Consider the following 12210-nt stretch of genomic DNA (forward strand, 5'->3'; position numbering starts at 1 on the left):
ACCGGACGCGGGCACCAAGGATAAATCAAAACGGCCGCTTGCCGGACCATCATCGACGCGCGAAGGCCCTCGCGGACACATTGCGGCCACCATAAAACGCATTCTAAGGAGAAAACCACTCATGTTAGGCAATATGGAACTCATCGCGCGGCTCATCCTGGCCGCCGCGCTCGGCAGCGTGATCGGCTTCGAGCGGGAGCGGCTGTCGTGGGCGGCCGGGCTGCGCACGCACATGCTCGTGTGCGTTGGATCGACGCTCATCATGATTGTCTCGGCGTTCGGTTTCGCCGATGTCCTCGGCGGCGATCACATCGTCCTCGACCCGTCGCGGATCGCGGCGCAGGTCGTGTCAGGGATTGGCTTTCTCGGCGCGGGCTCCATTCTGCTGCGCGGCGAGATCATCCGCGGTCTCACGACGGCAGCGAGTCTGTGGTCGGTCGCCGCGATCGGGCTCGCCGTCGGCGGCGGGCTCTACACCGCGTCGATAGCTGCAACCATCATCATCCTGATCATTCTTGCGGGCATCAAACCGCTCGAGCGGCGGTTCATATCGGTGAAACAGCGGCGTCAGCTGACGCTGCTCGTGGATCGCGGCACGCTGAATTTTCACGCGCTGCACGAGGCGCTGGGCGCGGGCAGCGTGCGGGTAAAGCAGTTCGTCGTGCAGCAAAGCGATGATTCCGCCGACCTGGATGAAGTGCAGATATCGCTGTCGCGAGTGTCGGCGGCGGAATATCAGGCGATTTGCGCACGGCTGCGCGCCCTTGAAACCGTGCGTGAATTCAAGGAAGAGGGCGCAATGTAGTCATGCGGTCGCCGAAATAATCGGCACCGGCGTGCGACAATGCGCGCTCAAAAAATCCAGCAGACGTTTGGCGCCAGGCCGCTTATTGGCGGCGGTGGTCGCTCGCTTCGCTTTCAGCGTTGTAGTTCATCCTCGACTTATGCCCGATTCCGTTGTAAATCCCGCCCGTTCGAGTGAACCCGCTCCTTCAGCCGATGACCCCGCTATCGGCCAGCCTCGCTCAGTCCGGCCGGCACAGCGCGACGCGACGCCAAACCCCGCGCCATACGGCGCTCCGACGCTCGATCTGTTTGCCGAAGATGCCGAGCGTGCCACGCTCCAGGCGTTGAACACGGACATTCGGCAGGCCACGCTCCCGGGATTCGAACTGCCCGATGTGTTCATGGCGGCCGTTTCGGCGGCATCAGCCTTGCCGGCTACGGCACGGCGCGGGGCTGCATCGGACGATACTGGCGCGTGTGCTTTTCCTGATGGCGCCGCCAGCGCGAACCCAGTGCCGACGCTCGACCTCTTGTTCGATGAGCCGGCCGCCGAATCTTGACATGGTCTCCTGGCGACCATTAAATCGAGCCCCAATTTTGCCCTCATGCGAAGCGGCGATCGAATCCGGTAACACCTACTGATTTCAAGCCAAGCTCCTGAAACAAACGTTGCTAAAACGCATTGATGTAGAAAAACTACGAGAAAAATGTTGCGTTGCGCTAGGAATCGATCAGTGGAAACCCTATAATGATGCCTAAGGGATAACCCTGAACCAACCCACTGGAGTCCGACATGAGCTACCTCTTCGCATTGCTGCAAAAAATCGCATCGCTGTTCGAATCGCCGCACCTTCCCATGGATTCGGACTACTCGTACCAAGCCCGTCAACGCGAAGCAGAGCGCGTTCGGAAGGCACGTGGTACGGTTTTCGGAATTCGTCTGTGAGCTGTCGTGAAAGCAGCGCGGGCTGCGTAGAAAAATAGATCGTTTTATTGGTTTTAGCTTGACATCTGTTTTTCGTAGTGCAGCTCGCCTGTTTTCTCAAGTTTGACGTTCTGTAGTTTTTCTAGCTTAAATTATTTTACCGATAGACCGTCGTTCCGGGTCAATCGTCGCCCAAGCATCTGCTGTCTTCGTTGTCCTATAGCGCCACTGCGCGCGTCTTCGTTTGCCCTCCCTCGCGTTCGCTGCCCACGATCGAACCCGGCATGCACATTACAAATCAATAACTTCGCATGTAGTTGAAAAGCGTTCGTAATGAACGGCTTGCCAGAGCGGTGTTCCATATTTTCGTTGCTTACATAGCGCACGACAAAACCCCTTGCGACGCCATTTCCGATGCGGCTTAAAAACGAATCCAATCAGTGGCTTACCAAGTCAGTAGCGGAGATTTGGTAATGCGCGCGATTGATACGAACACTTACAAGCGCTCACGTCGTGCAATCTGCCGCATGGCTACAGTGTTCTCAACGACGCGGCACTGACGGCACAACGGCCAGTTCCACCGCGCGTCTTTAAAGATGATTCAAGCTGAACATGGGAGAACAGTCATGAAAACCTCACGCACGATCATTGCCGCCATGCTCGCCGGCGGCGCGCTGATGACCGCTACGGCCGCATTCGCTCAAGTCGACAACGGCATGATTCACGGACCGGCAGTCCAACAAAACTACGGCGAGCCGCACATGATGAAAACCGCCGTGGTCATCAATCTGGGCTGGCACGGCGACCGTTACTGGGACGGACACCGTTATTGGCAGCGCGACGAATGGATGCGCCACCATCCGCACGATGCAGGTCCGCGCCATGCGCCGCCGCACGCTGATCGCCACGACGATCATCGTCACGGCTAACCGGATGGGTTGACGCCCGACCGCGTTGCGCGACGAAACCGGCTCGCTGAATAGGCAGCCGGTTTTTTTCGTCCCGAATCCGGCGCTTCGATTCACGTCATAGCCCATTTGGCCGAACCGCGTATTCGAGGCCGCTGCGCTATCCTAGCTGGCACGGGCGGGTGAACACGTCCCGCGAATTGGCTTGGAAAACAGCGGAGAAAACTTGAATCAGATCACTATTGGCGTGGTGGGCAGCGGCCTGATGGGCGTCGGCATTGCAACACAAGCGGCGCTGCACGGCTACGCGACCATCGTCCATGACATCGATGCCGCGCGGCTGGCGTCGGTGCATGCAAAAGCAGAAGCGGTCCTCGACGAATTGATCGACGCCGGCGTGTTCCATGCGGACGATAAAGCTGGCGTGCTTGGGCGCATTGAAACCACCGAAAAGCTGGAGCGCGTGGCGACGGCGGGATTTATCGTGGAAGCGATCCCCGAAGTGCTCGAACTAAAGAACCGGACCTACCGGGCGCTCGAGCCGCTATTGCGTGAGGACGCCATTTTTGCCAGCAACACCAGCGGTTTTCCGCCCGATCTCCTTGCGCAAGTGTTGCAGAACAAAGCGCGTTTTGTGATCGCGCACTTCTGGAATCCCCCGCATACCATCCCCCTCGTTGAAGTTGTACCGGGCACCGAAACCGATCCTGAAGTCACGCGCCGCACCGCAGATTTGATGACGGCCATCGGCATGGAACCGGTTGTGCTGACCAAGGCAATTCCGGGCTTTGTCGGTAACCGATTGCAGTTTGCGGTGTTGCGCGAAGCGCTGGCTATTGTGAGGTCGGGCGCGGCGACCCCGGAAGTCGTGGATGCGGTCATGAAATCGTCGCTCGGCCGTCGATACGGCATGGTCGGGCCGCTGGAAAGCGCGGATCTAGGCGGGCTCGATACGCTGCTGGACATCGGCCTGCATCTCATGCCCGAGCTTGCAAAAGATGAAGACGCCCTGCAATTGATGCGCGAGCGCGTGGAAAAAGGTCATGTGGGCGTGCGCAGCGGGCAGGGCTTCTACGACTGGAACGACGCGCACCACGCGCGCGTGAAGGCTGGGCGCAAGCGCCTGATTCACCACGTTGCAAAGAAATCCAGGAAGAACCATGAGTGACAGCAGCAGCACCTCCGGCACGCATTTTTATCATCCTGACGAAGGACATCAGCTCCGCCATGATCCGTTCAAGGCAATCGTCGCGCCACGGGTCATCGGCTGGATTTCGAGTCGCGATACCGACGGTCGCGTGAACCTCGCGCCTTACAGCTTCTTTGGCGCGTTCGCAACGTTTCCCTACATCATTGGATTTTCGAGCGAGGGGTACAAGGACAGCATCAGGAACATCGAGGAGACCGGCGAGTTCGTGTGGAACCTCTCGAGCAGGCCGCTCGCCGAGCAAATGAACAAGACCTCGGCGCCTGTTTCGCATGAAACCGATGAGTTCGAACTCGCCGGACTGACCAAGGCGCGGGGCGTCAACGTCGCCGTGCCGCACGTGGCCGAATCCCCGGCCGCGCTCGAATGCAAGCTGCTGCAGATCATCCGGTTGAAAGCGCTCGACGGCACGCCAATGAACAACTGGCTTGCACTTGGTCAGGTGGTCGGCGTTCATATCCGCCGCGAATTCCTGAAGGACGGCATCTTCGATACCGCCGCCGCGCAACCGATCATGCGTGCGGGGTATCGTGGGGATTACGCGGGCATCGGCGAAATGTTCGAGATGATCCGGCCGGCTTCGTAACCCGGCGGCCGGCGCATGGTCAAAGCCGGAACACGCTCACCGCGCGGCTGAGCTGCTCGGCTTGCTCGAGCAATTCCGTTGTGGATTGCTCAGCCTCGCCAACCAGCGCTGCGTTTTGCTGTGTCGCTTCGCCGATCTGCGCAACCGCGAGATTCACCTGTTCGATACCGCTCGACTGCTCCCGCGACGCCACGCTGATTTCGCCGATGATCGCATTCACTCGGGCCACGCGTTCCACGATCCCGGTCATCGTGCCGCGTGCTTCTTCGGCAATCCGGTAGCCTGTGGCAACACGGTTAACCGATTCCGCGATCAGCGCCTCGATTTCCTTGACCGCCGCGGCGCTGCGTTGCGCGAGGCCCCGCACTTCCGAGGCCACCACGGCGAAGCCCTTGCCGTGCTCGCCCGCGCGCGCGGCTTCAACGGCCGCGTTCAAAGCGAGAATGTTCGTCTGGAACGCGATTCCTTCGATCACGGAAGTGATGTCCGAGATCTTGCGCGCGGATGCATCGATTTCGCTCATCGTGGTGACCACGCGGCTTACTGCTTCGCCGCCGGCGCGCGCAGCGTCTGAAGCCGATGCCACCAGTTGATCCGCCTGCGCCGTGTTGGCAGCGTTCTGTTGCACGGTCGATGTGATCTGTTCCATGCTCGCGGCGGTTTCCTCGAGACTGCTCGCCTGCGTCGCGATGCGCTGCGAGATGTCGCTGCTGCCTGCCGCAATCCGGCCTGTGCCATCCGACATATCCGCCGATGCACTTCGCACCTGCGTGACGATGCGCGCCAGGCCCGTCGCGATTCCATCGATTGCCGTCATCAACCGGCCGACATCGTCTTCACGCGTGGTCGCGAGGCGCACGCTCAGGTCGCCTGCCGCGATCTGCTCGGAAGCGTGCGTGAGCGCTTCCAGCGGCTGCGTCACGAGCTTGCGCACGGCAAAAAGCAGCACGGCGACAAACCCGGCGATCACCAGCAAACCCAGCAGCAAAAAGCGATGACGCATGGCGCGCATATCGGCGAGCAGTTCGTCGCGATACGCAATTCCGCCGATCACCCACTGCCACTCGGGCACGGAACGAAACACGATTTCCTTCTCGCCGCCATGCACTTGCGGATTCGTAAGCTCGGGCGTGTCAAGTGCGTCGAACGAAAGACGGCCTTCCTTGGCGTCGAGCATTTGCTTGAACGGTGCGATGCGTTCATCGGCTGGTTGGATCGTCGTATCGGCCGTACCGTTCGAACCGCCTACGGCTGGATGCACCAGGAGCTTGCCGCGGTTCGGCCCGTTCGATGCATCGATGACAAAAAAGTAGCCATTCTCACCCACCTTCAGATCGCGGATATTCTGCTGCAGGGTGGCGATTTCCGCGCTGATGTCCACGCCCACGAACAACGCGCCGATCACGCGGCCCGATGCATCGGCAACAGGTTTGTACTCGGTGATGTACTGCTTGCCGAACAGCGACGCCATACCGATAAACCGTTTGCCGCCAAGAATCAGCGCATACGCCGGGCCCTTGCGGTCAAGCAATGTGCCGATGGCACGTTCGCCATCCTGCTTTTTCAGCGATGTCGTCACGCGCACAAAATCGTCACCGGTGCGCGCGAACACCGTCGCGATAGCGCCGCTGCGTTCGAGGAACTGGTCGGGAATCGAGAAATCGAGGTTCATCGGCTTGTCGCCGGCCTTGAACGTTGGCGTCGCCATTCCGCCGATATCGACTTTTTGCGCTTCGTCGAGCGCGAAATCCGTCGGCAGGAAGCTTGCGAACAGTGTCATGGCGCGTTCGACTTCAGCGCTGACGGATTTATCGTAGAGATGGATCATCGTGCTGATTGCACGATTGTCGTCGTCCATGCGGGCGAGGGCCTGGGCATCGATCTCCTGCCCGGCGGAATGCGTCACCGCGATGGTAAAACCGGCCACGACCACGGCCGCCAAAGCACACGCTAGAGCAGCGAACTTCGCGCCGACACTTGCACGGCGGAGGTTGAATTTCGACATAGTTGATTTCTGAGGGACATGTAGGGAATATGAATGGTTATCGGCGGCGCGGCGCGAATCTTGACTCCGGGACGACCGTTCGTATTTACCGGCAAATCCGTCCCCATTTCTGAAATATGATGAACGGGCGCCAAAAGAGCCGTGCGTGCATCGAGAAATCGAATAAAAACGGTCGTCACTTGCTCTGGCGCGACATGCCGAAAACAACCAGAAATCCTGGGTAGCTGCTCGCAAACCCTTGCCCTGCAAGGCTCCGCCTTTTCATCTGCCAGAAAAAGCAAATCAGGGTGTCGTATTTCCACATGTGAGCGTCGGAAATAGTCGGCAACCCGCACTTTTTTCTGGCAACTATGTATAGAGAGCGCGGACGCACGTCCGCCAACCAGGAGAGCGTTCGATGAAATCCGAAAAGGTCGTGGTCGAAAACCTGTGCAAGGTCTTCGGCACGAGCCCGAAGCAGGCGATCGACATGCTTGCCGGCGGCGCAACGAAAGAAGAAGTGTTTGCCAAGACCGGCCAGATTGTGGGCGTCCACAACGTGTCGTTCGATGTGCGCGAGGGCGAGATCTTCGTGCTGATGGGCCTGTCCGGCTCCGGCAAATCGACGCTCATCCGGTTGATCAACCGGCTGGTCGAGCCAACCGTGGGCAAGGTCCTGATCGATGGACGCGACGTTGCTTCCGTTCCCCGCTCGGAACTCACGTCGCTCAGACGCAAGGACATGAGCATGGTGTTCCAGTCGTTCGCGCTGATGCCGCAACGCACGGTTTTATCGAATGCCGCGTTCGGGCTGGAAGTGGCGGGCGTCGGGCGCAAGGAACGCGAAAAACGCGCGATGGGCGTGCTCGAACAGGTGGGTCTTGCACCGTTCGCGCAGAAACTGCCGGCGGAATTGTCGGGCGGGATGCAGCAACGCGTGGGGCTCGCACGGGCGCTGGCCGTGAATCCGTCGCTGATGATCATGGACGAGGCGTTCTCCGCGCTCGATCCGCTCAAGCGCAAGGAAATGCAGAACGTGCTGCTCGACCTGCAGCGCGAACAGCAGCGCACGATCATGTTCGTGTCGCACGATCTGGAGGAGGCGCTGCGCATTGGGACGCGCATCGCGATCATGGAAGGCGGCCGCGTGGTGCAGATCGGCACGCCGCAGGAAATCATTTCGAATCCCGCCGACGACTACGTGCGCGCGTTCTTCGAAGGTATCGATACAAGCCGCTACCTGACCGCCGGCGACCTGATGCAAACCGACGCGGTGCCGCTGATGAAACACGGCTCGCAGATCGACGCGTCGAGCGTCTCGCAAGCGCTCAACGGCAGCGCCGACTATGCGTTCGTGATGGACCAGGAGCGCAAGATTCGCGGTTTCGTGTGCCGCGATTCGGTGGGACAGGCATCGCCGGAAATCAACGTCATTGAATGCATTCAACGCACCACGCCGCTCGACATTGTTGTCAGCCGCGTGGTCGCGAGCCGCGCGCCGCTGCCGGTGGTGGACGCGGACGGATCGTATTGTGGTTCGGTCAACAAGACGAACGTCCTCAAGGCTCTGACTCGACATAGAGGCTCCCATGTCTGAAATTATCCCGCTCGGCAGTTGGGTCGATCACGGCGTCAAATATTTGCTGGACCACGACGCGAAAACCTTCGACGCGATCGGCCGGGTTATCGAGAGCTTCGCGGCGCTGGTCGAACACGGTCTCCAGGCCATTCCGATGTGGCTGATGATGGCGATCTTTGTCGGCATCGGCTTGTGGCGGGTTGGCTGGCGATTTGCACTGTTCGTGTTGTTGTCGCTCTTGTTGATTTACGCGACCGGCTTCTGGGATCAGATGGTGATCACGCTCGGTCTCACGCTCTCGTCCACGTTGATCAGCTTGCTGCTCGGCATTCCGCTCGGAATCTGGACGGCGAAGAGCAAGACCATCGAGACCATCGTGCGTCCCGTGCTCGACCTGATGCAGACCATGCCCGCGTTCGTGTACCTGATTCCGGCGGCCATGCTGTTCGGTCTCGGACGCGTTCCCGGCATCTTGTCGACGGTGATCTTCGCGATGCCGCCTGCCGTGCGTCTCACATCGCTTGGGATCAAGCATGTGAATCGCGAGATCGTGGAAGCGGGTCAGGCGTTCGGATGCACGCCGTGGCAATTGCTTTACAAGGTGCAGTTCCCGAACGCGCTGCCCTCCATCATGACCGGCGTGAACCAGACCATCATGATGGCGTTGTCGATGGTGATCATTGCATCGATGGTCGGAGCCGGTGGTCTCGGCAACGACGTGCTTGCAAGTATTCAGCGGCTGGATATCGGCTTGGGATTCGAAAGCGGCTTGTCGGTGGTGTTGCTCGCGATCATCCTGGACCGCATCACGGAAAGCTTTGGTCGTTCGCCGGGTATGGCGCGCGCACCGTTGCTCTCAGGTATTCGCAGCGTCATGCGTGTGCGGCGCACGCCGGCTGCGCAACAAAGCTGAAGCTTCATATGAAGGCACGCGGTCAAACCAGCCAAGGATAAAAACCCGATGAAGCGCGACGCGATGGTGCCGGACCGGATTCATCCAGCGGGTCAGCCGCCTGATTCGCCGTTATCGAAGCTGTCGCACTTCGGGTTTTTGACGCTGCCAAATTTTTCGATGATCGCTTTCACGAGCGCTATCGAAGTATTACGGATGGCGAACTATGTAGGCCGCGCGGAACATTACACGTGGTCGGTGATTACGCCCGACGGCGAGCCGGCGCGCGCGAGCAATGGCATCACGGTCAAGCCCACGAAGACGCTCGCCGAAGCCGGCATGCCGGACGTGTTGATCGTGTGCGCGGGCTGGCATGTGCGAGATTACGTGGATGAGAAGGTGATCGCGCTGCTGCAGGAAGTTGCACAGCAGGGCATGCCGCTCGGCGGCATTTGCACGGGCGCATACGCGCTGCTCGCGGCGAATTTGTTGGACGGTTACCGTTGCACCGTGCATTGGGAAGACATGTCGCCGCTGCACAAAAGCTACCCTCATGTGCGTTTCGCCGATGAAATCTTTGTCATCGACCGGGATCGTGTGACGTGCACGGGGGGCACCGCGCCGCTTGACCTGATGTTGAACCTGGTCGGCATGCGGCTTGGGCAGGCGCACGCGGCGCAGGTGTCCGAGCAGTTCATCGTGGAACGGATTCGCGGCACGACCGATCATCAACACATACCCGTGGATGCCCGCGTTGGCTTTTCGCGTGCCGAGCTGATCGAAGTCGTGCGGCTGATGGAAGCGAATATCGAAGAGCCGCTTTCACTCGAAGAACTGGCACGGCTCGTGAAACTTTCGCAACGGCATTTGCAGCGCATGTTCAAGATGTTCCTGAGCGTATCGCCGACGCATTATTACCTGACGCTGCGGCTTCGGCGCGCGCGCGAACTATTGCGAAACAGCGACGCCTCTATCTCGCGCGTCACCGCGATCTGCGGTTTTCATTCGCCTTGTCATTTCAGCAAGGCATATCGCGCGCAGTTTGGCCACGCGCCGAGCATCGAGCGCAGGCAATCAGCTTGATCACCTGTTTCAAACGTGACGCGCTTGGTCGAGCGCGGCATTGTCGTGTCTGCAGTTTCCACAACATGGAGAAAATATGAAACTTCACGGAATTGCGTCGTCGTGTGCGCTGGTGGTCTTATTGAATGTCGCGTCGTCCGGCGGCGCGTATGCCGCTGATGCGGCAGCGTGCCAGAACGTTCGTTTCGCCGATGTCGGCTGGACCGATATTGCCGCTACAACGGGGCTCGCGACCACTGTGCTGCAAGGTCTTGGATACAAGCCCACGAAGACGATTGCTTCCGTGCCGATCACGTTTGCCGGTATCAAGAACAAGCAGATCGATGTGTTCCTCGGCTACTGGTCGCCGACGATGGACCCGATCGTCCAGCCTTTCACGAAGGCAAGTCAGATCAAGGTCTTGCCCACACCCAATTTGACCGGCGCGAAATACACGCTGGCCGTTCCCGATTATGCGTACCAGGGAGGCCTGAAGTCCTTCAACGATATCGCCAAGAACTACGACAAGCTCGACGGCAAGATCTACGGCATCGAGCCGGGTAACGATGGCAACGCGTTGATCAAGAAGATGATCGACTCGAACCAATATGGACTCGGCAAGTTCAAGATGGTCGAGTCGAGCGAAGCCGGCATGCTGGTTGAAGTGGGCCGCGCGATTCGCGAGAAGAAGTGGATTGTGTTTCTCGGATGGGAGCCGCATCCCATGAATGTATCGATGAAGATCGATTATTTGAGTGGCGGCGATGACGTGTTCGGCGCGAATTACGGCGAAGCGAAAGTGCTCACGGTGACACCGCCGGATTATGCCGCGCGATGCCCGAACGTGGCGCATCTGGTCGATAACCTGAAGTTCTCAACGGACATCGAGAATCACGTGATGACCCCGATCATGAACAAGACCGATCCGAACAAGGCCGCGAAAGATTGGTTGAAGGCGAATCCGGCAGTACTGGACAAATGGCTGGCCGGGGTCAAGACGTTCGATGGGAAGGATGGACTGGCCGCGGTCAAAACTTATGTAGCGCAGTAAGCTTCGCTCGCGCGGGTTGAGCGGCTTCAGATAGCCCGCGCGCGTCCGGGAAACGTCTCATCGAAATCCGCGGCGAGTTCCAGCGTCGCAACGCTCGCTGCGTCTTCCGGTGCGGCCGTGCCGCGTTGCTCGCGATACATCATCGGCGCAAGCCCGAACTGTTTCCTGAACTCGCGGCCGAGATGCGATGCATCGGAAAACCCGCAACTCGATGCAATGTCGGCGACGGTTTTATCGGAACTGGTCAAAAGCCACGCGGCCGTGCGTAACCTGACTTGCTTTGCATAAGCCTGAGGCGCTTTTCCCGTCTCGGCCTTGAACAATCTCTCCAGTTGCCGGGTCGATAAATCCAGCTTGTGCGCAAGCTCATCGAGCGTCAGGGATCGTCCTACGTGCTGCTCCATCAGCAGTATTGCGCGCTTCACTTTTGGGTGCGTGGCAGGTGCAAGACCTGGGGGATGCGGTTGAGGCGCGTTGCCTTTTTGCATGTCGTCGACGAGCAGGATACGCAGCGCTTTCTGCACCGTCGCCGCCTCGAAATGGCGCAGCAATATTGCTGCCGCAACGTCAATCGATGCGCGTCCGCCCGAACATGTAATGCGCCGGTGATCCATGACGAATAACCGGTCCGCGACAAGCATGTCCTCATTTACCCCGGGAAATCGTTCCACGAAATCCCAATAGTGAAACCAGCTAACGCAAATTCGATAACCATCCAGCACGCCCGCGCGCATCAACGAAAACACGCCCGTGCAAATCCCGACGAGAGTGGCGTCCGTGGTGGCGGCGCGGCGAATGAATTGCAGCGTGGCGTCGCTTGCGCCCGTGCCGGAATGCAACAGACCGCCCACTACCACAACGTAATCGAACGTTTCGGCGCGATCGAAGGTTTCCCACGGTGTGATCTGAATGCCGCAACTTGCGCGCACGGGTGCGAGCGTCTCGCCGATCACGCTCCACGAGCACCTTACCGGTTTGCTGAAATCCCCTTCATCGGCGGAAAGACGGAGTAGATCGACAAAGCCGGAAAACGCGGTAAGCGTGAAGTTCGGCAACAAGACAATGCCGAAGCGGATGCGCTGTTTGGATGCCGTATCGGGCGATTGAGCGGGAAGAAGGTCAGCGGGATTCATGCGCTTGCCGTGGATATGCAGCCAAAATCAGGGAATGCGGATAAGAAACGCGACACAATGATAAAGCAGCATATCACTGCCATTAAGCGTTGAAATT

12 protein-coding genes are annotated in these 12210 nt (G+C 59.2%); 10 read left to right on the forward strand and 2 right to left on the reverse strand.

The features are described 5' to 3' along the window. Window positions 1-121: 121 nt before the first annotated feature. The 6 genes from HB633_RS00625 (at window position 122) to HB633_RS00650 (ending at window position 4412) form a co-directional block, all read left to right on the forward strand. Window positions 122-805: an MgtC/SapB family protein gene (locus tag HB633_RS00625; RefSeq protein WP_213776152.1), complete on the forward strand. Its 684-nt coding sequence runs from the start codon at window positions 122-124 to the stop codon at window positions 803-805. Window positions 806-944: 139 nt separating this feature from the next. Further along, the gene (locus HB633_RS00630; protein WP_213776588.1) at window positions 945-1346 is read left to right on the forward strand and encodes a hypothetical protein; all 402 of its coding nucleotides are present in this window, start codon (window positions 945-947) and stop codon (window positions 1344-1346) included. A gap of 233 nt (window positions 1347-1579) precedes the next feature. Beyond that, entirely contained in the window at window positions 1580-1732 is a 153-nt protein-coding gene (locus HB633_RS00635) for a hypothetical protein (RefSeq protein WP_200945775.1), read from the forward strand. 605 nt (window positions 1733-2337) lie between these two features. After that, window positions 2338-2640, forward strand: a complete 303-nt coding sequence (locus HB633_RS00640; protein ID WP_255580680.1) for a hypothetical protein — start codon at window positions 2338-2340, stop codon at window positions 2638-2640. Between the two features lie 205 nt (window positions 2641-2845). Beyond that, on the forward strand, window positions 2846-3787 hold the full coding sequence (locus tag HB633_RS00645; RefSeq protein ID WP_213776154.1) for a 3-hydroxyacyl-CoA dehydrogenase family protein: 942 nt from the start codon (window positions 2846-2848) through the stop codon (window positions 3785-3787). Then, the gene (locus HB633_RS00650) at window positions 3780-4412 is read left to right on the forward strand and encodes a flavin reductase family protein (RefSeq protein ID WP_213776155.1); all 633 of its coding nucleotides are present in this window, start codon (window positions 3780-3782) and stop codon (window positions 4410-4412) included. Before HB633_RS00645 ends, HB633_RS00650 begins: the two co-directional genes overlap by 8 nt. Before the next feature lie 19 nt (window positions 4413-4431). Here the strand turns inward: HB633_RS00650 and HB633_RS00655 are convergent, their stop codons facing one another. Then, on the reverse strand, window positions 4432-6417 hold the full coding sequence (locus HB633_RS00655; RefSeq protein ID WP_213776156.1) for a methyl-accepting chemotaxis protein: 1986 nt from the start codon (window positions 6415-6417) through the stop codon (window positions 4432-4434). 397 nt (window positions 6418-6814) lie between these two features. On the opposite strand from HB633_RS00655, the gene HB633_RS00660 reads away from it, so the two are divergent. From HB633_RS00660 to HB633_RS00675, 4 genes are all read left to right on the forward strand, one after another. Beyond that, window positions 6815-7993 carry a glycine betaine/L-proline ABC transporter ATP-binding protein gene (locus HB633_RS00660; RefSeq protein WP_213776157.1) on the forward strand — a complete coding sequence of 393 codons (1179 nt, stop codon included), beginning with the start codon at window positions 6815-6817 and terminating at the stop codon, window positions 7991-7993. Beyond that, on the forward strand, window positions 7986-8888 hold the full coding sequence (gene choW / locus HB633_RS00665) for a choline ABC transporter permease subunit (protein ID WP_213776158.1): 903 nt from the start codon (window positions 7986-7988) through the stop codon (window positions 8886-8888). The genes HB633_RS00660 and choW overlap by 8 nt, the downstream gene beginning before the upstream one ends. Before the next feature lie 48 nt (window positions 8889-8936). Then, the gene (locus tag HB633_RS00670) at window positions 8937-9950 is read left to right on the forward strand and encodes a GlxA family transcriptional regulator (protein ID WP_213776159.1); all 1014 of its coding nucleotides are present in this window, start codon (window positions 8937-8939) and stop codon (window positions 9948-9950) included. A 76-nt stretch (window positions 9951-10026) separates the two neighbouring features. Continuing rightward, window positions 10027-10980: a choline ABC transporter substrate-binding protein gene (locus HB633_RS00675; RefSeq protein WP_213776160.1), complete on the forward strand. Its 954-nt coding sequence runs from the start codon at window positions 10027-10029 to the stop codon at window positions 10978-10980. A gap of 26 nt (window positions 10981-11006) precedes the next feature. Here the strand turns inward: HB633_RS00675 and HB633_RS00680 are convergent, their stop codons facing one another. Next, a complete protein-coding gene (locus HB633_RS00680) occupies window positions 11007-12113 on the reverse strand; it encodes a GlxA family transcriptional regulator (RefSeq protein WP_213776161.1) in 1107 nt (368 codons plus the stop codon). Window positions 12114-12210 lie beyond the last annotated feature (97 nt).

This window comes from Caballeronia sp. dw_276, from assembly GCF_018449635.1.
Classification (GTDB): domain Bacteria; phylum Pseudomonadota; class Gammaproteobacteria; order Burkholderiales; family Burkholderiaceae; genus Caballeronia.